Here is a 24415-nt window from a genome sequence, read left to right as displayed (position 1 = left end):
TTTTTATAAGTTTTTATCAATTAAGGTAATGGCTTGTTTTGCTTTCTCAAAATCTTCTTGCATTTTAGCTTCAGAAGAGGCTGCGTACCTAGCATATTCACAAGCTGTAAATACGGCTGTAAACTGATTTATAATTTCATCAGAAACACCTTTGCCTTTTAATATTTCTGCAATTTTATCTTTAGAAATATCTGTAGTTTCAACTCTTAATTTAGCTTTTAAATAGTTGTGTAATGCCTTTTCTAACGAACTGTAAAAAGTTTCTTTATTTCCTAGCTCCTTTTTAGCACTTGCTAAATATTTCTTCGTTAATTTATCTGCTTGCTTTAATTTGTTTCTAGCAATGTCTTTACTTAGTTCTCTTTGTTTTTTAGAAGCAAAAACTCCTAATGGTAAAATAACCAAAGGCAATAACAATAATATATAAAACCATTTAGACAAGTAAAAATCTTCTTTTTCTATAGATTCTAGTTGAGTACTGGTTTGTATATATCTAAAATTCTGATCGCTTTTACCAACTACTTGTTTTATAGTCCCATTTGTATAGTCAGAAGGTGCAGAAGTTATCAATTCTTTTCCTTCTGTAACATCTAACACAATTTCATCAGAAGTAATGGTTTGGTATTTTTCTTCTTTAGGATTAAAATAGCTAAATGATGTAGCCGGAATGATAAATTTTCCTTTGTATTGAGGTACTACTGTATACGCATTTTCTATACTTCCTCTTAAACCAGAGCTAGTAACTTCTACGTTTTCTTTCCTTTCCGGATCGTAAACTTCTAATTCTTTAGGAGTTTTAATGGTAGGTATTTCAAATAATTTTAAATTTCCTTTACCCGATACTTTTACTTTTATTTGTGCCGATTCATTGGCTTTAAAAACAGCTCTGCTTGTGTTTACGCTATAGCTATAATCTCCTACAGCTCCAGAAAAATTTAAAGGTTTTCCTTCTAACGGTAAGGATTTTACTTTTATAGTTCTTTTTGCTGATGTTAATTTTTGATTGACATTACGTGTAATCATATTTCCAAAAAAATCTCCTCTTCCTGTAGGAACTCCAATGGTTAAATTGGCAGACATTGAGTTGACAGACAACTCTCCTGAACTTTGTGGAATTAACAATACTTTGTGCAATGTTGCATATTGCCATGGTTCTCCTTTATAAGTTCCGTCTTTAAATTGTGGTCTTTCATTTTCTAATGTTTGACTCCAAAAACCTTCGTAATTAGGTGGTGTATCTACATCAAAACCATTAATTGCCATTTGATTTACATACAGTCTATATTCCACATAAATAGGCTCTCCAACGTACGGATTTTCGTTAGATATAGTCGTAACCATTTTTACATTCTGACTTGCAATGTAATTTGGGTCGTTAGGATCTTTTGGCAAATCTACAGGATCTAGTACCTGAATTGTAATTGCGTTAGATTCTATTGTTTTTCCTTTGTATTGTATGGTAGCTGGTGGCAATGTAAACGTACCTTTTCTTTTTGGCTCTACCATGTAGGTAAAGGTTTTGGTAAAATTACTTTGTGCCTTTCCGTTAATAAACGTGTATGAATTACTAACCGATTGACTAGGACCTCCTACTATTTTAAAATCTTTAAAATTAGGAAGTTTAAAATCATCTGCCTCCTGGTTATTAATGGTGTATTCTAACCTAAAACGTTGATTTTCTCCTAATGTTTTTTTACTTGCTCTTGCCGTTAATTTTACTTGTGCTACTAGTGTAGTACTCATAAAAAACAAAAACAAGGCAATTGTTTTGAATAAAAATGGGTTACCAGTCTTTTTCATTTTTGTTTGTTTTTGCTTTTACTTTTTGAGCGTTTACCTTTTTCTGAGTTTTTTGCTCTTCGTTACTCATAGACTCTAACAACTGCTCCATTTGTTGTGGAGAAAGTTTGGATTCTTTAGGCTGACCAGGTTGTTCTTCCTCTTTTTTATCATCTCCTTTATCGCCATCCTTTTTATCAGAATCTTGATCTTTTTTGTCTTCGTTTTCTTTATCGTCCTTCTTGTCTCCGTCCTTGTCGTCTTTTTTATCGCTATCCTTATCCCCTTTTCCGTCTTTATTTTGGTCTTTGTCTCCTTTGTCGTTTTTGTCCTTATTTTTATCGTCCTTGTTGTCTTTGTTATCCTTATTGTCTTTATTTTGTTGATCTTGTTTTTGTTTTTCTTGTTTGGCAGCAATAAATTTTTGACGAAGAATATCGTCTTTAGGATTTTTTAACAAAGCTTGTTTGTAAGACTCTAAGGCTTTTTCTAATTCCTTTTGTTTTTTAAAAGAATCCCCTATCAACTCACTAATTTTAGCCTTTTCTTCTTTTGTTTTGGCTAATTTATTTGCTAATTGATATTGTGTAATAGCCTCTTTATACTTTTTTTGGTTAAAGTAAGAATTGGCTAAATTATAAGCTCCTTTGTAATACGTTCCATCTTCTGCCAAACTTTTTTGATAAGCAATGGCAGCATCAGCATAATTCTTTTTATCGTATGCTTTGTTTCCACTTCTTAATTGCTTTTTAGCTTCGTACAGCTTTTCTTTTGGCAACTCTTGACCAAAAGTTACCAACGTAGTAAAAACTATAAATAAGGATAGTATTTGCTTCATTCTATTCTTCATTTTCATTAAACAAATTCACTCTCTTTACCCATTTTGTTTTCTTTTCAAAAACAAACAAATCTAATAGTAACCATAAAATTCCTAAACCAATAAACCATTGGAACTGACTTTTATAATCTGAAAATTGTTTGGTTTCAAACTCTGTTTTTTTGGCTTTAGACAGTACATCAATAATTTTATTAACCGATGTTGCTGTTCTATTTCCATCTACATAAAAACCATTAGCACTTGCTGCTACCTCTTGCAACACTTGTACATGTCTTTGGGTAATAACTACTTCTCCGTTTTTGTCTTTTTTTAAGCCTTTTTTATAACCGTTAATCATGTCTGGAATTACGCCTCCTTTTTCGGTACCCACTCCCACAGTAATTACTTTAATTCCGTCTTTGGCAAGTTCTTTGGCTTGGTCTATGGTGTTTTCTTCATGATCTTCACCATCGGATAAAATGACTAAATACTTATTGGTTTGCTCCTCATTATTATAGTAATTTTTAGCAGAACTTAAAGCTTCGTTAATAGCAGTTCCTTGACTAGAAACCATATCTGGCGATGCATTTTTTAAAAACAATTTGGCCGCTGCATGATCTGTAGTAATGGGCAATAATGGATAAGAATTACCTGCATAAATAATAATTCCAATTCTATCGCTACCTAATTGATCTATGGTTTTAAGAATAATTTGTTTTGCTTTTTCTAATCGGCTAGGTGCAATATCTTCTGATAACATACTTTTAGAAACATCTAAAGCAAATACAATATCTACTCCTTCTCTCTTAACGGTTTCTAACTTGGTTCCTATTTTTGGATTGACCAATGCAATAACCAAACTAACTATAGCCAAAGCTAAAAACACATATTTTACCGTAGCTTTGTACACCGAAAAATCTGGAGCTAATTTTTGTAACAATCCAGCGGTAGCAAAAGCTTTTTGTGTACGTTTTTGCCACCAAAACTTGTATAACAAAACCACCAATAAAAAAGGAAGTAATGCAAGGGCATAAAAATATATAGGTTCTTCTAATCTTTGCATAACTATATAAAACTTTTAAATAAAGTGTTCTTTAACAAATACTCTAAAACCAACAATCCTAAAGCCGCTAGAACTAAATTTCTGTACAATTCCTGATAATTGTAATATTTAAACTCTTCTATTTCTGTTTTTTCTAATTTATCAATCTCATCATAGATTGTTTTTAACTTGGTGTTAGAGGTTGCTCTAAAATATTTACCCCCTGTTTCTTCTGCTATGTAGGTTAATAGTTTTTCGTCTATTTCTACTTGCATTGGCTTGTACAACAATCTTCCTTGATAATCTTTAGCATACGGCATTTCTGCCATTCCGTTGGTACCAATACCTATGGTGTATACTTTTATTCCTATTCCTTTAGCCAATTCTGTTGCTAATTTAGGATCTACAGAACCTGCCGTATTTACTCCATCTGTTAACAAAATAATTACTTTGCTTTTGGCTTTGCTATCTTTTAATCGGTTAACGGCAGAACCCAACCCCATACCTATGGCAGTACCATCTTCTATTCCTCCATATTCTATGGTAGCAATGGTTCTTTTTACAATAGACTTATCGCTTGTAATAGGAGTTTTTGTATAACTTTCTCCTGCATACAGCACTACTCCAATTCTATCGTTAGGACGTTTGTCTACAAAGTTTTCAGCTACTTCTTTTAAAGCTTCTAATCTGTTTGGTTTTAAATCTCTTGCCAACATAGATCCAGAAACATCGGTTGCCATTACAATGTCTATTCCTTTATTTTTTTTGTTTTTAGTAGTCACCGCTACATTTCTAGGCCTTGCCAAAGCTACAATTAACAATGCTAGTGCAATTAACCTAAATGTCCATAAACTGCGATATAAATAGGTGTAAATACCTGGTTTGTGTACAGATTTAACAGATGAAATAGCCAACTTAGCTTGATTTCTATTTCTGCTTATGTACAACCAAACCGCTGCCAACGGAATGATGATTAACCCCCACAAAAACAATGGGTTTGTAAATTCAAAATTACTGTACTTCATTTTTTTCTACCGTCTTTTTTGATTCTACAATTTTATGGATGGTTTCTATCACAGCCTCTGCATCGTATTTATGTCCTTTGATGTCATTTTCTATAGGTTTTTGTTTGGCAAATTTTACAAAATCTGCTTGTGATAAAAGACCTTCTAATCTTTCTAAAATATCTTTATCTAAACCTAACTGTTGTTGCTTGTTTTCATTTTTTAACAAATCCATCAGCTCATCTGTAGTAGTTTCTAAAGCCTGAATAAACAATTCATCTCCTATATATTTTCTAACAATGTCTGTCAATTCAGAATAGTATTCTTTTACCTGATTGTTTTGCCACAATTCTTTAGCTTCTAAGTTTTTTAATTCTTTGGTTGCTGCTATATAAGGTGGTATTTTAGGTACAATAACTTCTTGCTTTTCTTCTTTTTTACGGAACAAAAAGTATAAAGCCACAATAAAAGCAATTACTCCTAAAGCGATGTACAAATAGTTTTGATAACGATACCAAATTTCTGTAAAGGTATAAGCTTCTGTTTCTTGTCCTTTGGTTTTATAATAAGGTGCTAATTTGGTAGTATCTACAGCTACTGTAGCTACATTTATCAGTAATGAATCTGTAAAATAGGCCTTAGTATCTAAAAACACTTGTTGTTTTTTAATGTAAAAAGAACCACTATCAAACCCTGTAATTAAATACTTTTTTAAAATTTGATTGTTGACCGTATCGGTTGGTAATTCTTCTGCCAATTCTAAACCGTCTAATTCCAATTTGGTAAACGTTACTTGTTTACCTTTGGGAACCTGAATAGTATACGTTAACTGTTCTCCTATTTTAATATTGGTGGTATCTGCCTTTATAGTGATGGATGGTTCTGTTTGAGCCATCATAAATACACTAAATAAGCAACAAATACTTGTGATGAAATACTTCATATTACCCACGTTGTTTAAAGTATGTCAATAATTTTTTTGCGTAATTCTCTTCCGTTCTACAACTTAACACACCTGCACCACTCTTTTTAAAAGCAGTTTCAAAATTTAGTTTCCAATTGTAAAACTGTTTTTCGTAATTGTTACGAACTTTTTTAGACGATGTATTTACCAAAACGGTCTCACCACTTTCGGCATCTACCATAGGGACTAATCCTATTTTTGGCAAGGTTTCATCAAACTGATCGTAAACTCTAACTCCTGTAACATCGTGTTTATTTCCTAGTATTTTTAAGGTGTGTTCGTAACCATCGTCCATAAAATCGGACAAAACAAAAACAATGGCTTTTTTTCTCATAACGTTAGACATGTATTTTAAAGCTTCGTTAATGTTTGTTTTTTGACTTTTAGGTTCAAATTCAATCATTTCTCTAATGATTCGTAGTACGTGACTTTTTCCTTTTTTGGGAGGAATGTACAATTCTACCTCATCAGAAAACAACAACAGCCCTACTTTATCGTTATTTTGAATGGCAGAAAAAGCTAAAGTAGCTGCAATTTCTGTAAGTGTTTCTCTTTTAAACTGTTCTTTTGTTCCAAAGTTTCCAGAACCACTAATATCTACCATTAACATCATGGTTAGTTCTCGTTCTTCTTCAAAAACTTTTACATAAGGTTCGTTATAACGGGCAGTTACATTCCAGTCTATACTACGGATATCATCACCAAATTGATATTGTTTTACCTCGCTAAAAGTCATACCACGTCCTTTAAAAGAACTGTGATATTCTCCTGAAAAAATATGATCGGACAAACGACGTGTCTTGATCTCTATTTTTCTAACTTTTTTTAAGATTTCTTTGGTATCCATATATTTTTAGTACTGAGTACTGAGTACTGAGTATTGAGTACCTTGCTTTGTACTTAATACTATATACTCTGTACTAGATTTAAGGTACTTCTACTACGTTTACTATTTGGTTTACAATGTCTTCTGCAGTCACATTTTCTGCTTCAGCTTCGTATGTAATTCCAATACGGTGACGTAAAATATCTAGTACAACTGCTCTTACATCTTCTGGAATTACATATCCTCTACGTTTGATAAAAGCATGACATTTAGCGGCTTTGGCTAAAGAAATACTACCACGAGGAGAAGCTCCAAAAGAAATTAAAGGTTTTAAGTTTGCCAATCCGTATTTTTCTGGATAACGAGTGGCAAAAATTAAATCTAAGATGTATTTCTCAATTTTTTCGTCCATGTATACTTCTTGAACTACTTCACGAGCTTTTACTATTTGTTCTAAAGAAACAACTGGATTTACTTTTTCAAAAGATCCGTTTAAGTTTGCTCTCATAATGATTTGCTCCTCTTCTAATTTAGGATAATCAATTACTACTTTTAACATAAAACGGTCTACTTGTGCTTCTGGCAAAGTATAGGTTCCTTCTTGATCTACAGGGTTTTGAGTTGCCATTACTAAGAAAGGTTCGTCTAACTTAAAAGTTTCATCACCAATGGTAATTTGACGTTCCTGCATGGCCTCTAACAATGCTGACTGTACTTTTGCTGGAGCACGGTTAATTTCATCTGCCAACACAAAGTTTGCAAAAATAGGACCTTTCTTAATAGAAAAATCGTTTTGCTTCATGTTATATATCATGGTTCCTACCACATCGGCAGGCAATAAGTCTGGAGTAAATTGAATACGACTAAAATCACCATCTACAGCTTTTGCAAGGGTATTGATGGCTAAGGTTTTTGCCAAACCAGGAACTCCTTCTAATAAAATATGTCCGTTTCCTAACAAACCAATCAACAACCGGTCAACCATGTGTTTTTGACCTACAATAACTTTGTTCATTTCTAAGGACAATAAATCCACAAATGCACTTTCTCTTTCGATTTTTTCGCTGATAGCTCTTACGTCTACTTCCATTATTTATAAGGTTTTATTCTTAATACAGTTGTTTGCAATCAATTTGTGTACCAAAATACAATATTGATACCAATTAAGTAAATTTGACAGTTTTAAAAATAAAAAGAGTCAAGATTTTCTTGACTCTTTTTGATTTTATACTTAATTAACAATGGACTAGTAATTGTGTTCCTTAATATCAAACACACCGTTTTCTAAAACTCCGTAAGTAAAATAAGTTATCCAGTCTCCGGTATTGATGTATTTAGAATTGCGAGGTAAGTCAAAAATCATAGGTAAATGACGGTGACCAAACACAAAATAATCATAGTGTTTTTGTTGTAGCACTTCTTTACAAAACAAAATTAAATGTTCTTTGTGTTCTCCTAAAAACTGAACATCTTCAGCACCAGAAATGGTTTTGTTTTCTATAGATAAATATTTGGCCAAAGCCATACCTAAATCGGGATGTAACCATTTAAACAGCCAGTTACACAAAGGGCTTACAAATATTTTTTTCATAAATTTGTAACCTTTATCTCCAGGTCCTAAACCATCGCCATGGCCAATTAAAAAGGTTTTATTGTGCAACGTAAATTCTGTAGGTTTTCTGTATACTGGAATGTTTAATTCTTTTTCAAAGTAATCTGTCATCCATAAATCGTGATTTCCTACAAAGAAATAAATTGGAATTCCTGAATCTTTAATTTCTGCAATTTTTCCTAAAACACGTACAAATCCTTTAGGTACAACATGTTTGTATTCAAACCAAAAATCAAACAAATCTCCTAATAAAAATATAGCTTCTGCATCTTTTTTAATAGTATCTAGCCAGTTTACAAAACGTTTTTCGCGTTGCAAACTTTTTTCTCTATTTGGAGCACCAAAATGCTGATCTGAAGCAAAGTATATTTTTTTTGATTTCACTTAATTTATTGGTTTTTATGAATTTCTAATACTTTATCTATATAAACATCTCTTTGTTGTAATAATTTAAAATAGACTTGATCTGTAGTTAGTGTACTTGCAAAGTTTTCTTTTAAAAGTGGTTTTATTACATTTTTATTTACAAACTGATACGGTTTGATGTAATTGTTAAATTCTTTTAAAATACTTGGTGTAATTTTAAATTCTTGAATAAAATTATGTTCATTAAATTTTAACAAATCGTTTCTGTGTTTATCTATATAATTGTACACAAAATTGTTGATTAAATTTAATTCGTAATAATTTAAAGTTGTAGTTGTGTCTAAAGGAATAAACACATCGGGAGTAATACCTCCGCCACCATATACAATTTTTCCTTTTGGTGTTGTGTATTTAAGTGAATCTATAACTTTAATACTGTCTTTGTAAAATAATTCTCCGCTTTTGTAACGATTTGCTACTTCATCATCGTAGTTATTATTTCCGTATGGTTTTTGAATGGAACGACCGGTAGGAGTGTAGTACCTAGCAATAGTTAATCTCATGGCAGAACCATCGTTAAAATCTATTTCTTGCTGTACCAATCCTTTTCCAAAAGTTCTACGTCCAATAATAGTTCCTCTGTCGTTGTCTTGTAAAGCTCCTGAAACTATTTCACTTGCCGATGCTGAATTTTCATCAACCAACACATAAATATGTCCTTTTTCAAAAGAACCTTTGCTTGTAGCTACTGAATTTTTTTGACGTCCTTTTTTGTTTTTTGTATATACAATTAACTTTCCATTTGCTAAAAACTCATCAGCCATTTGGTCTGCAATATGCATGTATCCTCCAGGGTTTCCTCTAAGGTCTAAAACCAAATCTTGAATTCCATTTTTTTGTAAAGTATCTAACGCTGTTTTAAATTCATCATAAGTAGTCATGGCAAATCTATCAACTTTTATATACCCCAAATCATTTGTTAACTTAAAAGCAACAGGTACACTTTTAATGGCAACTTTACCTCTGGTAATGTTAAAATCTATTAAGTTTTCTTCGCCAGGTCTGTGTACTTTTACCAATACCTGACTGTCTTCTACACCTTTTAATTTGCTAACAATATCGTTAGAGTTTAATCCTTTTCCAAAAATTGTGTCTTTGTCGGCAGTTAACAATCTGTCTCCTGCTCTAATTCCAGCTTTTTTACTAGGTCCATCTGGCAATACTTTTACCACAACAACGGTATCTTTTTTTACCACAAATTGTACTCCAATACCTACAAAGTTACCTTCCATGGTTTCTTTTGCATATTGTTGAGCATCTTTAGATAAATAACTAGAGTGGGGGTCTAATTTATTTAACAAATCGGTTATTAATTCTTCGGTAATTTTATCTGCATCCACATCATCTACATATTCGCTTTCTATGTATTTTAATACTGAACTTAATTTTCCTCCGTCTGATGCATAAGTAGGATTGTATATTTTACCAACATTTCTAATGTTAAAAAAGCTTCCTAAAATAATTCCAAAAGCAATAGATAATCCTACAAAAATAGGAAGGTTGTTGTTATCTTTCATCAATTTCTATTTTCAATAATTCTACACCTGCTTTTCTTAAAAAATCTATTCCTGTGGTGTCTTTATATTCATTAGCATATACCACTCTTGTAATTCCAGATTGGTGAATTAATTTACTGCAATCTTTACAAGGAGATAGGGTAATATACAAAGTAGCTCCGCTTGTAGATTGGGTAGATGCTGCTACTTTTAAAATTGCATTGGCCTCTGCATGCAATACCATCCATTTGGTATCATAATTTTCATCTTCACAACAATTGTCAAAACCAGAAGGTGTTCCATTGTATCCATCAGATATAATCATTCTATCTTTTACAATTAAAGCTCCTACTTGTTTTCTTTTACAGTGAGATAATTTTGCCCATTCAAAAGCCATTTTTAAATAAGCTATATCATATTTTAGTTGTTTTTCATCCGGCATAGACATCATTCTAATTCTTTTCTTTTTTGGTTAAACCATTGAACAAAAATAGCATCTTATTGTTACTTCTTACTAAAATATAGATATAAATAGATAATATTGCATTATAATAAATTAAAAAATAAAATGAAATACATTTTAGCCGCACTTACTACCGTTATACTTTTAACATCTTGTAAAAATGATAAAAAAGAAAAAACCAACTCTGTAAAAACAGAAAATAAAGAACTAACAAAGCCTGCCCATAACACTGCAGACACTAGCAACATGGTTCTTTTTAAAGGTGGAACCTTTACTATAGGTGCTAATGACAGAACACAAATTGAATCTCCGGCTTTTGAAGCTACGGTAAAACCTTTTTACTTAGATATAAATTTAGTGACTGTTGCTGATTTTAGAAAATTTGTAGAAGCAACCAATTATACTACAGAAGCTGAAACTTTTGGGGATTCTGGTGTTTTTGATTTTGAAAAAATAGGATGGAATTTGGTTAAAAACGTTACGTGGGAATACCCTATGGGACCTAATGGAGAAAAAGCCAAAAATAATCATCCTGTAACACACGTTAGTTGGAACGATGCTGTAGCTTATGCTGCTTGGGCTGGAAAAAGATTACCTACAGAAATAGAATGGGAGTTTGCAGCTAAAAACGGAGAAGATTTAAAATATCCTTGGGGAAATACACCTAAAAATGGAAATACACACATGACCAATGTTTGGGATGGAGCTACCATTCAAGACCAAAAAGTAGAAGATGGTTATTTTTACACATCTCCTATAGATGCTTTTCCTAAAAGTAAAAGTGGTATTCATGACATGGTTGGAAATGTATGGCAATGGACCAGTACTATTTTTGAACCGTATGACAAAAACATGCCGTTTCAAAAAAATAACAATGTTGTAGTAACTAGAGGAGGATCTTTTATGTATGACCAGGCTTTAGAATTAAGTTACACCACAACTTTTAGAGCTCAAAACACCAAAGAATCCTCTTTATTTAACACAGGATTTAGATGTGCAAAATCTGTTAATTAAATAAAATACTATTTAATCTTTTATTATATTTAACTATTCTTAAAATCCATTTCTTTTGAAAAAAATTTTTGCTTTCCTATTTACTACTTTGTTATTCATTTCTTGTAAAAACACAAAAGATGAAGGATATCAAAAAGTAGACCCTATGTCTATTTTTACCAATACAGATAGTATTCCAAACAAACATTATGTAGGTAGCCAAAAATGTAAAGAGTGCCATGCCGACCAATTTGAACAATGGGAAGGATCTCATCATGACAAGTCTATGCAAAAAGCTTCTCGTGAAACTATTCTAGCACCTTTTAATGGAGAGATTTTTAAAAGCCAAGGGGTTACCTCTACTTTTTTTCAAAAAGATGGAAAATTTTATGCCAATACAGAAGGTCGTGATGGTAAAAATCACGATTACGAAATTATATATACTTTTGGTTTAACCCCTTTACAGCAATACATTGTATTATTTCCTGATGGACATTACCAATGTTTACGAACCGCCTATGATACTCAGAAAAACAAATGGTTTGATTTGTATCCTGATTTTAAAGTAGTACATAGCGAATGGTTGCATTGGAGTAGAGGAGGGTTAAATTGGAACACCATGTGTTCTGATTGCCATAGCACCAATGTAAAAAAGAACTACAACGAAAAAGACCATAGCTACAATACCAATTATGCCATTGTAAATGTAAGTTGTGAAGCTTGTCATGGTCCTGGAAAAGAACACGTTTCTAAAGCAGTTATTCAAGGAGATCATTACAAGAACGATGGTAGTATGCAAATGACCAATTTAAATTCTAAAGAATTGGTAGATGCTTGTGCAAGATGCCACGCAAGAAGAGAAAATATTAGTTTATTTCATACACCACAAGGAACATTTTTAGATCATTATTATCCTCAATTAATTAGAGAAAGTTTGTACCATGCCGATGGTCAAATTTTAGATGAAGATTATGTATATGGTTCTTTTGTACAAAGTAAAATGTATCACAACGGTGTTAGTTGTAAAGATTGCCACAATGTACACTCTACCGAACGAAAATTTAATGACAATCGTTTATGTATGCAATGTCACGAAGGTGCAAAATATGATTCTGAAACACACCACAAACACCCAATGGGAACAGAAAGTGCTTTGTGTATAAATTGTCATATGCCCGGTAAATATTACATGGGGAATGATTTTAGAAGAGATCATAGTTTTAGAGTTCCAAGACCTGATTTAAGCTTAAAATACAATACTCCAAATGTATGTTCTGGATGTCATAAAGACAAAGACGATCAATGGGCTTATGATAATTTTGTAAAACTATACGGAGAACCTTTAAAAAATCATTTTTCTGATAAATTAGCACCAGGAATAACCAGAGCAGAAGGAGGAAAAGATAGTTTAATTGCTTTGATAAAAGATACCGTTTATCCAAATATTGCAAGAGCATCGGCAGTTTCTAATTTAAATAATTATGTTTCTGAAATTAACATTAATGAGGTTCTAAACTTTTTAAAAGACGATTCTCCTTTGGTAAAAGGGGCTACTGTAGATTTGTTATTTGAACTAAAAGCAGGAACAGATAATTACAAAGCTTTGTTACCTTTATTAAAAGATAAAAAACGAGCAGTAAGAGTAAAAGCATTTTTTGCATTAAGCGCAGTACCTAAATCTAAAATTCCTGCAGAATATATTCCTTTTTACGACAAAGTAAGAATTGAGTTTGCAAACAATTTAAAAGTAGGAGGTGAGTTTTCTGGTGGAAGAATGAAACGTGCACAATATTACATGGGAATAGGAAAAATTAAAAGCGCTATTAAAACCTTAGAAGAAGCTTTAGAATTAGATCCTATTAACAATATTGTTAGAACTAGTTTGGCAAATTTATATTATCAAAACAAACAATACACCCAAGCAGAACAAGCTTATAAAACCATTTTAGAACAAGAACCTGGTTTTGGTTTAACTAATTTTGATTATGGTTTGTTGTTAAATGAAATAGGAAAACCTAAAGAAGCTATTGTTCAATTAAAAGAAGCTTTGCATTTGTTACCTAATAACGATAGAATTGCTTATAATTTAAGTTTGTTATATTTTCAAAATAAAGAAACAATTAATGCTGTTAGTGTTTTAAAAGTGCAATTAAAAAGAAATCCTAACAACACAGATTTAATTTATTTATTGGCTTATATCTATCATCAAAATCAACAAATAGATTTGGCTAGAGAACAAGCTAAAAAATTATTAGAATTGCAACCTAAAAATCAACAATATCAGCAATTTTATCAGGTTTTAAATCCATAAAAAAAACCTCCTAGTTATAGGAGGTTTTTTATTATTTACAATTCTGCGTTGGTTCGTACTCTACGTTTTCTTACACTAAATCTTCTAATAATTAAACGAGATCCTTTGTTGTAATTTGCATAATTATACACCCAAGTAATTAAAATAACCAATCTGTTTTTAAAACCTACTAATGATATTAAATGCACAGCCATCCAAATAAGCCAAGCAAAAAATCCACCAAATTTAAGTTTGTTAATATCTGCAACCGCTTTGTTTCTACCAATAGTTGCCATAGAACCTTTGTCTTTATAAACAAAAGGTTTTAATGCTGTATTTCCTTTTAATATTTTAGGAAAGTTTTTAGCTAAATTATGTGCTTGTTGTATGGCTGGTTGAGCTACTTGTGGATGCCCTCTGGGATATTCTTTAGAAGCCATTAAGGCAACATCACCTAAAGCAAAAACATCTTTAAAACCTTTTATTTGATTGAATTCATTTACATAATATCTTTTGCTTCTTGGTTCAGAACAATCTTCATCAAAGCCATCAATTCTATTTGCAATAACTCCTGCAGACCATATTAAAGTTCTACTAGCAAATTCTTTCCCATCTTTGGTTTTTGCCAATTTACCATTGTATTCTGTTACAATAGTATTGGTATGAATTTGTACCCCTAATTCTTTCAAAAATTTAGTCGATTTTTTAGAAGCATGTTCACTCATAGGAGGTAAAACTCTATCAGCACCTTCTAACAAATTAATTTGCATTAAACTAGCATCTAAATCTGGATAATCTAAAGGCAATACACTTTGTTTAAATTCTGCTATTGCTCCTGCCAATTCTACTCCTGTTGGACCAGCACCTACAATGACAAAATTTAATAAGAATTTTTGAATTTCTACATCGGTTTCTACCGTTGCACGTTCAAAATTTTGAAGTATTAAGCTACGTAAATTCAATGCCTGTGGAATGGTTTTCATTGGCATTGCGTGCTTTTTTATTTCTTTATTTCCAAAATAATTGGTCTTAGTTCCTGTGTTTATAATTAAGTAATCATAAGCTAAATCTCCAATGTCTGATTTTACAATTTTATTTTCTGTATCAATTTCTTTAACATCGGCCATTCTAAAGTAAAAATTCTGCTTCTTTTTTATAAACATTCTTAAAGGATATGCTATAGAATCAGACTCAATACCACTTGTAGAAATTTGGTATAACAAGGGCTGAAATGCATGGTAATTGTGTTTGTTTACCATCACCAATTGTATAGGCAATTTGCGTAACCTTTTTACTAAATTTAAACCTGCAAAACCTCCACCTATTACAACAACTCTAGGTAAATCTACTTTTGGAACATTCATTGTTTTTAATGTTTTTTATAAAACAAATGTTTTATATATCAATAAGTTAGTATTTGTTATTCATAAAAAAACTGTATTGAAATTCAATACAGTTTTTGTTTTGTTAAGCGTTTGAATTAACTACAAGCAATTTTATTTACTCTGTTTTGATGACGACCTCCTTCAAATTCTGTATTTAAAAAAGTTTCTACCATTTCTAAAGCTTGTTCTACAGCTGTAAATCTTGCAGGAATACATAATATGTTAGCATTGTTATGTTGTCTTACTAAAGACACAATTTCTTTTGTCCAACACAAACCAGCTCTTACATTTTTATATTTATTTGCAGTCATGGCTACTCCGTTTGCAGATCCACAAATTAAGATTCCAAAATCTACCAAATTAGTATCTACATCTTTTGCTACTTTATGAGCATGATCTGGGTAGTCTACACTATCAAAAGTATCGGTTCCATAATTCACAATTTCAATACCTTTTTGTTCTAATAGTTTTACAATTGCTGCTTTGTATGCAGGTCCAGCGTGATCGTTTCCGATTGCTATTTTCATAAGAGTAGTTTTATAATTTAGAACAAATTTACAAAAACAACCTTTATAAGAAGTAACTTTAAGTGTACAAATAGTTATCTACAATTGTTTAAAATTAGTATGCATAAAAACACATAACTATTTAACTTGTTTTAAAAAGGACACTTTTTATGTTTTACTTTTATAAAAAATATCTTATTTAAAATAAAATTATAACAAACAAAACTAACTCATTAATATTCAGATTCTTATATTTTAATTTATTAAGATATTTATATTAAAAAGTAGATTTTATTACATAATTAACAGTCTTAATAGTTATTAACATTAAAATTAATAACTATTTTAAAAAAGCTTTAAAATCAGACAATTACAAAAATCAGTAATTTGTTAATAAACTGTGGTTAAAAAAATGAAAGTAAATTTTGGAATCTGAATTAAAAAAACAATACGTGACTCCCCTAATACAAAGCAAATTTATTTACCAAAAAGTTTTGAACGGTTATTAACAATTTATTCACTTCTTATTAAAAATTAAAAACAAACTTTTTATACTATTAAAAAAGGATAATTGTGTTGTTAACAACTGTGAATAACTACCATCAACTAATTAAAAACAAATAAGTTATCACTTTTATAACATGTTAATAAAGTAAAGTAAATGTTAACTCAAAATTAAATTAAGGATAGTTATTCTATAAATTAACAGCTAATAATACCCTATTATTTGTTTTTAAATTTAAAAAAAGAAAAAAATAGATATTATATAAATGTTGATAAGGTTCATTTTTATAAAGTTGCTGTTTCATTATAGCTAACATAGGTTATAATGTATATTTGCGTAAAATTTAAAAAATGAAACAAAAACTACTTTTAGTATTTACGTTAATTACACAATCTTTTTTTGCACAATGGACTCAAATAGGATCTGATATTGATAGTGATAAAAAAGATAATTTTTTTGGAAAATCTATAGCCATTAATCAAACAGGTAATATTGTTGCCGTAGGTGCTACAGATGACGATGAATCCTCTACTATTTTTAACAATGGAGTAGTTACTGTGTACAAAAAAAACGAAGTTGATGAATGGATTCAATACGGAAATAGAATTGTAGGAGAAGCCGCTAATGATGAATCTGGTTATTCTTTAAGTAGTAATGCATCTGGAAATATTGTGGCAATAGGAAGCATTAATAACAATAGCGGTGGTACCAATTCAGGTCATGTTAGAGTTTATGAATACAATGCAGGTACTTGGACTCAATTAGGTACAGATTTAGATGGATTGTCTGGAGATTATTTTGGAAGTTCTGTTAGTTTAAATCAATCTGGAACTATTTTAGCGGTAGGAGCCCCTAAAAATTCTACCAATGCATTAGAATCTGGTGCTGTAAAAATTTATGAATATACTTCAGGTAATTGGAATTTAAGTTCAGTTTTTTATGGTCAAACAGCTGAAGATAATTTAGGAATGTCTGTTAGTTTAAATGGGTTAGGAACTAAATTAGCCGTAGGTGCTCCCGGAAATTCTACTAATGGAAGTTTGGCTGGTTTGGTAAGGTTTTATGAATTTACATCTGGTTCTTGGAGTTTGCATTCAAATATTTATAGCCAAACTGCTGGAGATTATTTGGGGATTTCTGTTGATTTAGATGAAACAGGAAACACAGTTGTTATAGGTGCTAGTAAAAGCGATGGAGAAGCTGGAGTTGATACAGGTCATGCAAGTGTTTATCAATACATCTCAGGAACATGGTCTCAAATAGGTGTTGCTATTCAAGGAGAAGGATCTCAAGACGAATCTGGAAGTGTGGTTCGTATTAATAACAATGGTTCTATAGTTGCTATAGCAGCTAAAAGAAATGGTGAATCTGCAACAAAACATGGTCATGTAAGAGTGTATAAAAACGAAAATAGTACTTGGATACAGCAAGGAAATGATATTGATGGAGAAGCAGATTTTGATGAATCTGGAGTATCTTTAGATTTAAATAGCGATGGTACCATAGTTGCCATTGGTGCGGCTTTAAATGATGGAGTAGGTCCTAACAGCGGTCATGCTAGAGTTTTTGAATATAAAGAGGTAGTGTTAACCACCAATACTTCAACCATAGAAGGATTGATGATTACGTTCCAAAATAATTCTTTTAAAAGTAATTTGTCAAATACAAAACTTTCAATTAAAAATATTTTAGGTCAAGAACTACCAAATCATTCCATACAATCAGGAGTTTATTTTGTAAAAGCACAACACGCTTCGGGAGCTATTCAGTTATTTAAACTAGGAGTTAAATAACTATATAAAATAGAATGGTTACCAACAAAAAAACACAATCAATCAGGTTGTGTTTTTTGTTTTATAAAAGCTTTACAATAATTTATATGACGAATCTTAATGTGTTTCTTTAAATACAATTATCTTTATCATTATTAAATAATTTGCATAGATGCCAAGAAGTAGAAAAAAAGGAATTTTTAAGAAAAAAGGAGGAGTTATTAAAGATCTTACTCGTAAGGTTTTTAAAGTATTGAACGAGAATAGTGGAAATCCTTTAAACTACAAACAAATTGCTGCCAAACTTAATTTAGAAGATCATGGTAGTAAACAACAATTGTTGTTAAAATTAGAAGAGTTAAAAGCTCAAAAAAAAATTAAAGAAGAAGATAGAGGTAAATATATTTTAGATGCTTCTAAAAACTATCATATAGGTACTTTAGATGTTACTAGCTCTGGAAATGCCTATTTTATTTGTGATGATTTTGAAACCGATGCTTTTATCAATAAAAGTAGTGTAAACGGAGGTTTAAACGGAGATACTGTTAAAGCTTATGTGTATAAACGCAAGCAACGTAATAAGCTAGAGGCAGAGGTTGTAGAGGTTTTAGAACGTAAAAAATCTGAATTTGTAGGAACATTACAATTAAGTGCTCGTTTTGGTTTTGTAGTGGCTGATGACAGATCTATGAACAACGATATTTTTATTCCAAAAGATAAAATAGGAACGGCTGTTGATGGTGATAAAGTAGTAGCTAAAATTACCGATTGGTCTGGTGATGCAAAAAATCCTTTTGGAGAAATTACCAGAGTTTTGGGACAAGCTGGAGAACACAATACAGAAATTCATGCCATATTAGCGGAGTACGATTTACCTTATGAATTCCCATCAGAAGTAGAAGCTGCTGCAGAACAATTAGATGTAACCATTACCGAAGAAGAAATTAGCAAACGTAGAGATATGCGAGATGTGTTAACATTTACCATAGATCCTAGAGATGCTAAAGATTTTGATGATGCTTTGTCTTTTCAAAAATTAGAAAATGGAAATTATGAGATAGGAATTCACATTGCAGATGTGTCTCATTATGTTGCCGAAAATTCAATTTTAGATGAAGAAGCTTACAACCGTGCAACCTCAGTGTATTTGGTAGATAGGGTAGTGCCTATGTTGCCAGAAATGTTATCAAACGGAGTTTGTTCTTTACGTCCGAACGAAGAAAAATTAACGTTTTCTGCGGTGTTTGAGTTGAATGATAAAGCAGAAATTAAAAAAGAATGGTACGGTAGAACCGTTACGTATTCTGACAAACGTTTTGCATATGAAGAAGCTCAAGTAGTGATAGAAAATGGGCCTTTGAGCGGAGTCGAGAAGCATACCATTCCGGCAGAAATTTCTATTACTGATGAAGCTTACGAAGTAGATCCTAACATATCCGAAGCGATTTTAAAAATGGATGTTTTGGCAAAAATTATGCGTGGTAAACGTATGAAATCTGGTGCTTTGGCTTTTGATAAAATTGAAACTAAATTTAATTTGGACGAAAATGCCAATCCAATAGGAGTGTTTTTTAAAGAATCTAAAGATGCCAATAAATTAATAGAAGAATTTATGTTATTGGCTAACAGAAAAGTAGCCGAGTTTGTAGGGAAAACCAAAGCAGGTCAACCTAAAAAAACATTTATTTATAGAACACACGATGAACCTAATGTTGATAAATTGGAAGCTTTAGGAAATCTGGTTCAAAAGTTTGGATATGGAATTAATACCAAATCTAGAAAAAGTACCACAGCATCTTTAAATAAATTATTGAGCGATGTGCATGGAAAAGCAGAATCTAACATGATTGAAACGCTAACCATACGTACCATGAGTAAGGCAGAATATACCACAGAAAATATTGGTCATTACGGTTTGGCTTTTGATTATTACAGTCATTTTACATCGCCTATTAGACGTTATCCAGATGTAATGGCTCATAGATTGTTACAACATTATTTAGACAAAGGAAAATCTGTATCTGCAGAAGAGTACGAAGAAAAATGTGCACATTCTTCAGAAATGGAAATGTTAGCTGCCAAAGCAGAACGAGATTCTATAAAATACATGCAAATTAAATACATGCAAAACTTTACAGGAAAAGCTTTTAAAGGAGTAATTTCTGGGGTTACAGAGTGGGGTATTTATGTAGAAGTAATGGAAAATAAATGTGAAGGAATGGTAAGAACTAGAGATATTACCAGCGATCATTTTGTGTTTGATCAAGAAGAATATGCATTGGTAGGGCGTAAGTATGGTGATATGTATAGATTAGGAGATGAAGTTTGGATTAAAGTTAAAAATGCCGATTTAGAACGTAAACATTTAGATTTTTATTTAATAGAAGATTAATTAGGTATTACTTTTGATACACTTCTGTAAATTGAATAATTATAAAAAATGAAAAAAATATTTTTAGCAATTTTATTCATTGGGCAATTTTCTTTTGCTCAAGACTTAGTTAAAAATTTAAAACCTTTTAAAGCTATTACTATTAATAGTGCTATGGAGGTAGAATTAATTTTGGCCAATGATTTTAAAATAGAAGTTAATGGGAATGATGTTTCTAAATTAACCATTGCAAATGCAAATAAAGAATTAAAACTATCAACATCTTTAAAAAAGAAATTTAAGAGCGATTTAAAAGTAAAAATTTATTACAACACAGGTTTGCGACATATAAAATTAGCCAACCAAGTTGTATTTACATCTAAAGAGCCTATAATTGAAAAATTTTTAGAAATAGAAGCTATTAATAACGTTAGAGCCGATTTAACGATTCAAACAGAAGATTTTATAGCAAACCTTGACTTAGGTAGTAATTTACTCTTAAAAGGCTTTACAGAAAGTCAAAAAATTAAGGTAAAAAGTAAAAGTATTTTTGATGCTTTTAATTTTAAAAGTAAAAAAGCATTTGTAGAAGCAAAAGCAGCTCAAGCAGGAGTTTTTGTTTCAGAATTTTTAGATGCCAATGCTAAATTAAAAGGAGAAATTGTATATATGGGAACTCCATTTTCTGTAAACGAAAAAACTTTTTTAGGAAAAGTAATTCACAAGCAAGAAGAGTAAACATCTGATTATTATTTGTTATTAAAAAATGTATATTTGTAATTCTTAAAATACACAAGAAATGAATACTTTAAATATATCTTTAGGATTTGTAGGACCAGGACAATGGGTAATAATTGCTGTTATTGTGTTGTTGTTATTTGGAGGACGTAAAATTCCTGAATTAATGAAAGGACTTGGTGGTGGAATCAAAGAGTTTAAAAAAGCAACTCAAGACGAAGAAGAAGAGTCTAAAAAGAAAATAGATGAAGATAAAAAATAATTTATCTACATAGTTAACAACTTACCTATTCTGAAAAGAGTAGGTTTTTTTTTATTGTATTATGAATCTTATTCATCTTATTAAAAAATCAATTTTAGAATTAAAAGGAACTTATGGTCTTTTATTATTAGCTTCTTTACCTTTAAGTTTTTTGCCTTTAGTTATACAACAAAATAAAATTGTTGGAATGTTGTTACTATTGGTTTTTTCTGGACCTTTAAAAGCGGGTTTGTCTAAATTGTCTTTAGCAATTGTAAATAAACAACCATTACAGTTTTCTTATTTTTTAGATGGATTTAATCATTTTAAAAATGCACTAGGTGTTTTTTTATTATCCTTAGTATTTATAATTGGAGGATTATTCTTGTTTATTGTACCAGGCATTATTATTGCTATTTGGTTGTCACAATCTTATTTTATACTTATAGAAAATCCTACTATGGAACCTATGGAAGTATTTAAAAAAAGTAAAGAATTGATGAAAGGGATGGAAGTCAAGTATTTTTTAACTCTATTAATTTTTACCTTAATATCTCTAGTGTTAATTTTACGTAAAGTACCATTGGTTAGTTTGTTAATTGTACCTATTCAATATGTTACATTTGCTAATTTTTATCAATTTTTAAAACATAAATAAAAATTTTATCATAGCTTTAACAACATATGTTGTACCCTTAATACTGCTATGATAAAAAAAATCTGCCCCCTATTTTTTTTTATATGCTTTTTGAATGTTGTTAATGCCCAAACCTCTGTAGGTTTTACAGATAATTTTTCGGGTATAGAAAGCGTATTATTTAATCCTGCAAATATTGCGGATTCGTTTTACAAAGTTGATGTAAATGTTCTTTCATCAACAACTAATTTTGGAAACACACATGCTATTTTAAAACCCATTAAAATTGTAAAAGACAATAAATTTGGATTGAATGATTTTGACGTTTTAAAAAAATTGCCCTCGTTAAATTCTACCATAGATACTATTTTAGAAGTATCAGAATTAAAAGAATTAGATCATTATTTTTATAAAAAAGATTTTTCTGAAAATTCTAATTTTTATGGAAATTCTACTTTATTAGGTCCTTCTTTTTTATGGACTGTTAACAAGTACAATACAGTTGGGTTTACAACTGCCATTCGATTTAATGGTTATACATATAATTTTAACAGTGAGTTGTATAATGAGTTTACAGAAAAAACATATTTAGACAATCCAGAAAAATTATTACAAAACAATTTTGGATCTTTAACAGGCTATGGTCAAGCTTTTGCTTGGTATGAAGTTGGTTTAACGTATGCAGCAGTTCCTTTACACACTCCTAGAGAATTGTTAAAAGTAGGAGTAAGTCTTAAATTTTTAAGAGGAATAAAAACCTATTCTTTTTTCTTAAATAATTTACAATCTAATTTTACTTTAGATATTAGTGCACCAGAAAACAGTACTTTAGATTTTAATGGATCTATTGCAGTTACATCATCATCTACAGGTGCTAATTATGGTCAAGGTTTAGATATTGGTTTTGTATACGAGAAAAGGAATAAAACATTACCTATAAATAGTAAAGATAAACACGGCAATATTTATTATAGTAAAGCTCCATATTCTTATAAATTTTCTGCAGCTATAACTGATATTGGATTTATAAGTTTTAACAATACTAAAACACAAGTGAATCCTGTTAATTTAAATTTAACGAACAGTAGTTTTGTGATTTCAGATTACTTATCAATTAAGTCTGCTAAGTATAAAAAAGAAACATATTTATTACCTACAACGGGACATCTTAATTTTGATTACAATTTAAATAATCATTGGTATTTAAATACCAATTTAGATTTTTATACGTTTTCTAAAGATAGAAGAAATGCCATGAAAACGGTTTCTAACATTAGTTTTACTCCACGTTATGAATCACAACATATTTCTGCTTTTTTACCAGTAAGTATAAATAGCTTTGGTGTTTACAAAGCAGGAATTGGAATTAGAACAGGTTTGTTTTATGCTGGTAGTTCTTCTGTATTTACCAACTTTACAAATCAATCTAAAGAAGTTGATTTTTTTATAGGATTAAAAATTCCTATTTATAATACCAAAGTTATAAAGGAATATAAAACAGCCATAAGAAGTTATTCTTTAATTCAAAAAAGAATAAGTAAAGATGAAGAATTTGAAGAAGATAATGACAACACAGAATCTGATTTGTAAACTGTGTTGCCATTATTTTATTAAGAGTTGTCTTGAATTTTTTTAGCTGCTACTAAACTTGTTACCATGTCATTTAACATACTGCTAGCTGCATTTGGATTGTTTGGTAGTAATATTAAATTGCTATTAGTTTCAGACCCTATAGATTGTAAAGTATCGTAATGTTGAGTGATTACAATTAAAGCAGAAGCTTCTTGACTGTTGATACCTGCTTTGTTTAAAACATCTACAGATTCTTCTAAACCACGAGCAATTTCTCTTCTTTGATCTGCAATACCTTGTCCTTGCAAACGCTTACTTTCGGCCTCACCTTTAGCTTTTTCTACAATGGCAATACGTTGCGCATCCCCTTCAAACTGAGCTGCTATTTTTTCACGTTCAGCAGCATTAATTCTGTTCATAGCGGCTTTTACTTGTGCATCTGGATCAATATCTGTTACCAAAGCTTTCACAATGTCGTATCCATAATTTAACATAGCATCTTTCAATTCTCTCTGTATGGCTAATGCAATGTCATCTTTTTTCTCAAAAACATCATCTAAACGCATTTTAGGTACTTCTGCACGTACAACATCAAAAATATAAGCTGTTATTTGATCGTGTGGATTTTGAAGTTTGTAAAAGGCATCTTCTACTTTGTCTCTTAAAATTTGAAATTGTACTGATATTTTCATTTGTACAAAAACATCATCTTTCGTTTTGGTTTCTACCAGTACATCTAACTGTTGTATTTTTAAACTTACTCTTCCTGCTATTTTATCTATAAAAGGAATTTTAATGTTTAAACCAGCTTGTCTTGTACCTACAAATTTTCCAAATCTTTCTACAATAGCTGTAGTTTGTTGTTTAACGGTAAATACACCTAGTAGCAATACTATTGCTATAAATGCAATTATAAAATAAGTTGAAATCATATTTTTTTATTTTAAAGATACTGTTTTTTACTACAAAAAAAGTC

The 24415-nt window shown here is 30.7% G+C and carries 21 protein-coding genes; 8 read left to right on the top strand and 13 right to left on the bottom strand.

Annotation, left to right across the window (positions count from 1 at the left end):
• Positions 1–3 precede the first annotated feature (3 nt).
• The 10 genes from ACY2IJ_RS09930 to ACY2IJ_RS09885 all read right to left on the bottom strand — a co-directional run bounded on the left by ACY2IJ_RS09930 (position 4) and on the right by ACY2IJ_RS09885 (position 10408).
• Complete coding sequence (locus ACY2IJ_RS09930; RefSeq protein WP_476724209.1) at positions 4–1800, bottom strand: BatD family protein; 1797 nt, start codon at positions 1798–1800, stop codon at positions 4–6.
• Positions 1784–2617: a tetratricopeptide repeat protein gene (locus ACY2IJ_RS09925; RefSeq protein ID WP_476724208.1), complete on the bottom strand. Its 834-nt coding sequence runs from the start codon at positions 2615–2617 to the stop codon at positions 1784–1786. Before ACY2IJ_RS09925 ends, ACY2IJ_RS09930 begins: the two co-directional genes overlap by 17 nt.
• A gap of 1 nt (position 2618) precedes the next feature.
• Positions 2619–3659 carry a VWA domain-containing protein gene (locus tag ACY2IJ_RS09920; protein WP_476724207.1) on the bottom strand — a complete coding sequence of 347 codons (1041 nt, stop codon included), beginning with the start codon at positions 3657–3659 and terminating at the stop codon, positions 2619–2621.
• Positions 3660–3661: 2 nt separating this feature from the next.
• Positions 3662–4663: a vWA domain-containing protein gene (locus ACY2IJ_RS09915; RefSeq protein ID WP_476724206.1), complete on the bottom strand. Its 1002-nt coding sequence runs from the start codon at positions 4661–4663 to the stop codon at positions 3662–3664.
• Positions 4650–5585 (bottom strand): hypothetical protein, encoded by a 936-nt coding sequence (locus tag ACY2IJ_RS09910; protein ID WP_476724205.1) that lies wholly within the window; start codon positions 5583–5585, stop codon positions 4650–4652. The genes ACY2IJ_RS09915 and ACY2IJ_RS09910 overlap by 14 nt, the downstream gene beginning before the upstream one ends.
• Before the next feature lies 1 nt (position 5586).
• Positions 5587–6453 (bottom strand): DUF58 domain-containing protein, encoded by an 867-nt coding sequence (locus ACY2IJ_RS09905; RefSeq protein WP_476724204.1) that lies wholly within the window; start codon positions 6451–6453, stop codon positions 5587–5589.
• Positions 6454–6532: 79 nt separating this feature from the next.
• Complete coding sequence (locus ACY2IJ_RS09900; RefSeq protein WP_476724203.1) at positions 6533–7522, bottom strand: AAA family ATPase; 990 nt, start codon at positions 7520–7522, stop codon at positions 6533–6535.
• A gap of 156 nt (positions 7523–7678) precedes the next feature.
• Positions 7679–8428 carry a UDP-2,3-diacylglucosamine diphosphatase gene (locus tag ACY2IJ_RS09895; RefSeq protein WP_476724201.1) on the bottom strand — a complete coding sequence of 250 codons (750 nt, stop codon included), beginning with the start codon at positions 8426–8428 and terminating at the stop codon, positions 7679–7681.
• A 5-nt stretch (positions 8429–8433) separates the two neighbouring features.
• Entirely contained in the window at positions 8434–9987 is a 1554-nt protein-coding gene (locus ACY2IJ_RS09890) for a S41 family peptidase (RefSeq protein ID WP_476724200.1), read from the bottom strand.
• Positions 9977–10408, bottom strand: a complete 432-nt coding sequence (locus tag ACY2IJ_RS09885) for a deoxycytidylate deaminase (RefSeq protein WP_476726553.1) — start codon at positions 10406–10408, stop codon at positions 9977–9979. Before ACY2IJ_RS09885 ends, ACY2IJ_RS09890 begins: the two co-directional genes overlap by 11 nt.
• A gap of 126 nt (positions 10409–10534) precedes the next feature.
• Here ACY2IJ_RS09885 and ACY2IJ_RS09880 point away from each other — a divergent pair, with 126 nt between their 5' ends.
• Complete coding sequence (locus ACY2IJ_RS09880) at positions 10535–11443, top strand: formylglycine-generating enzyme family protein (protein ID WP_476724199.1); 909 nt, start codon at positions 10535–10537, stop codon at positions 11441–11443.
• Between the two features lie 55 nt (positions 11444–11498).
• Positions 11499–13733 (top strand): tetratricopeptide repeat protein, encoded by a 2235-nt coding sequence (locus tag ACY2IJ_RS09875; protein WP_476724198.1) that lies wholly within the window; start codon positions 11499–11501, stop codon positions 13731–13733.
• 35 nt (positions 13734–13768) lie between these two features.
• Here ACY2IJ_RS09875 and ACY2IJ_RS09870 read toward each other — a convergent pair whose 3' ends face one another.
• Together ACY2IJ_RS09870 and rpiB are read right to left on the bottom strand one after the other, a co-directional pair.
• Entirely contained in the window at positions 13769–15076 is a 1308-nt protein-coding gene (locus ACY2IJ_RS09870; protein WP_476724197.1) for an NAD(P)/FAD-dependent oxidoreductase, read from the bottom strand.
• A 116-nt stretch (positions 15077–15192) separates the two neighbouring features.
• Positions 15193–15624 (bottom strand): ribose 5-phosphate isomerase B, encoded by a 432-nt coding sequence (rpiB, locus tag ACY2IJ_RS09865; protein ID WP_476724196.1) that lies wholly within the window; start codon positions 15622–15624, stop codon positions 15193–15195.
• An 834-nt stretch (positions 15625–16458) separates the two neighbouring features.
• Between rpiB and ACY2IJ_RS09860 the strand changes: the two genes are divergently transcribed.
• From ACY2IJ_RS09860 to ACY2IJ_RS09835, 6 genes are all read left to right on the top strand, one after another.
• Entirely contained in the window at positions 16459–17901 is a 1443-nt protein-coding gene (locus ACY2IJ_RS09860) for an FG-GAP repeat protein (protein ID WP_476724195.1), read from the top strand.
• Between the two features lie 151 nt (positions 17902–18052).
• On the top strand, positions 18053–20272 hold the full coding sequence (gene rnr / locus ACY2IJ_RS09855; RefSeq protein ID WP_476724194.1) for a ribonuclease R: 2220 nt from the start codon (positions 18053–18055) through the stop codon (positions 20270–20272).
• Positions 20273–20320: 48 nt separating this feature from the next.
• Positions 20321–20989: a GIN domain-containing protein gene (locus ACY2IJ_RS09850; protein ID WP_476724193.1), complete on the top strand. Its 669-nt coding sequence runs from the start codon at positions 20321–20323 to the stop codon at positions 20987–20989.
• A gap of 61 nt (positions 20990–21050) precedes the next feature.
• Positions 21051–21251 (top strand): Sec-independent protein translocase subunit TatA/TatB, encoded by a 201-nt coding sequence (locus tag ACY2IJ_RS09845; RefSeq protein ID WP_476724192.1) that lies wholly within the window; start codon positions 21051–21053, stop codon positions 21249–21251.
• 61 nt (positions 21252–21312) lie between these two features.
• Positions 21313–21888, top strand: a complete 576-nt coding sequence (locus ACY2IJ_RS09840; RefSeq protein WP_476724191.1) for a DUF975 family protein — start codon at positions 21313–21315, stop codon at positions 21886–21888.
• 90 nt (positions 21889–21978) lie between these two features.
• Positions 21979–23457: a DUF5723 family protein gene (locus tag ACY2IJ_RS09835; protein ID WP_476724190.1), complete on the top strand. Its 1479-nt coding sequence runs from the start codon at positions 21979–21981 to the stop codon at positions 23455–23457.
• 20 nt (positions 23458–23477) lie between these two features.
• Here ACY2IJ_RS09835 and ACY2IJ_RS09830 read toward each other — a convergent pair whose 3' ends face one another.
• Positions 23478–24371 carry an SPFH domain-containing protein gene (locus tag ACY2IJ_RS09830; protein WP_476724189.1) on the bottom strand — a complete coding sequence of 298 codons (894 nt, stop codon included), beginning with the start codon at positions 24369–24371 and terminating at the stop codon, positions 23478–23480.
• Positions 24372–24415 lie beyond the last annotated feature (44 nt).

It is taken from the genome of Wenyingzhuangia gracilariae, assembly GCF_056387575.1.
This window is presented reverse-complemented; position numbering and strand designations above follow the sequence as displayed.

Excerpts from the sequence above, each read along its gene's own strand:
- ACY2IJ_RS09930 (WP_476724209.1), bottom strand. The coding sequence starts at position 1,800 with ATGAAAAAGACTGGTAACCCATTTTTATTCAAAACAATTGCCTTGTTT.
- ACY2IJ_RS09925 (WP_476724208.1), bottom strand. The coding sequence starts at position 2,617 with ATGAAGCAAATACTATCCTTATTTATAGTTTTTACTACGTTGGTAACT.
- ACY2IJ_RS09920 (WP_476724207.1), bottom strand. The coding sequence starts at position 3,659 with ATGCAAAGATTAGAAGAACCTATATATTTTTATGCCCTTGCATTACTT.
- ACY2IJ_RS09915 (WP_476724206.1), bottom strand. The coding sequence starts at position 4,663 with ATGAAGTACAGTAATTTTGAATTTACAAACCCATTGTTTTTGTGGGGG.
- ACY2IJ_RS09910 (WP_476724205.1), bottom strand. The coding sequence starts at position 5,585 with ATGAAGTATTTCATCACAAGTATTTGTTGCTTATTTAGTGTATTTATG.
- ACY2IJ_RS09905 (WP_476724204.1), bottom strand. The coding sequence starts at position 6,453 with ATGGATACCAAAGAAATCTTAAAAAAAGTTAGAAAAATAGAGATCAAG.
- ACY2IJ_RS09900 (WP_476724203.1), bottom strand. The coding sequence starts at position 7,522 with ATGGAAGTAGACGTAAGAGCTATCAGCGAAAAAATCGAAAGAGAAAGT.
- ACY2IJ_RS09890 (WP_476724200.1), bottom strand. The coding sequence starts at position 9,987 with ATGAAAGATAACAACAACCTTCCTATTTTTGTAGGATTATCTATTGCT.
- ACY2IJ_RS09885 (WP_476726553.1), bottom strand. The coding sequence starts at position 10,408 with ATGCCGGATGAAAAACAACTAAAATATGATATAGCTTATTTAAAAATG.
- ACY2IJ_RS09880 (WP_476724199.1), top strand. The coding sequence starts at position 10,535 with ATGAAATACATTTTAGCCGCACTTACTACCGTTATACTTTTAACATCT.
- ACY2IJ_RS09870 (WP_476724197.1), bottom strand. The coding sequence starts at position 15,076 with ATGAATGTTCCAAAAGTAGATTTACCTAGAGTTGTTGTAATAGGTGGA.
- rpiB (WP_476724196.1), bottom strand. The coding sequence starts at position 15,624 with ATGAAAATAGCAATCGGAAACGATCACGCTGGACCTGCATACAAAGCA.
- ACY2IJ_RS09860 (WP_476724195.1), top strand. The coding sequence starts at position 16,459 with ATGAAACAAAAACTACTTTTAGTATTTACGTTAATTACACAATCTTTT.
- rnr (WP_476724194.1), top strand. The coding sequence starts at position 18,053 with ATGCCAAGAAGTAGAAAAAAAGGAATTTTTAAGAAAAAAGGAGGAGTT.
- ACY2IJ_RS09850 (WP_476724193.1), top strand. The coding sequence starts at position 20,321 with ATGAAAAAAATATTTTTAGCAATTTTATTCATTGGGCAATTTTCTTTT.
- ACY2IJ_RS09845 (WP_476724192.1), top strand. The coding sequence starts at position 21,051 with ATGAATACTTTAAATATATCTTTAGGATTTGTAGGACCAGGACAATGG.
- ACY2IJ_RS09840 (WP_476724191.1), top strand. The coding sequence starts at position 21,313 with ATGAATCTTATTCATCTTATTAAAAAATCAATTTTAGAATTAAAAGGA.
- ACY2IJ_RS09830 (WP_476724189.1), bottom strand. The coding sequence starts at position 24,371 with ATGATTTCAACTTATTTTATAATTGCATTTATAGCAATAGTATTGCTA.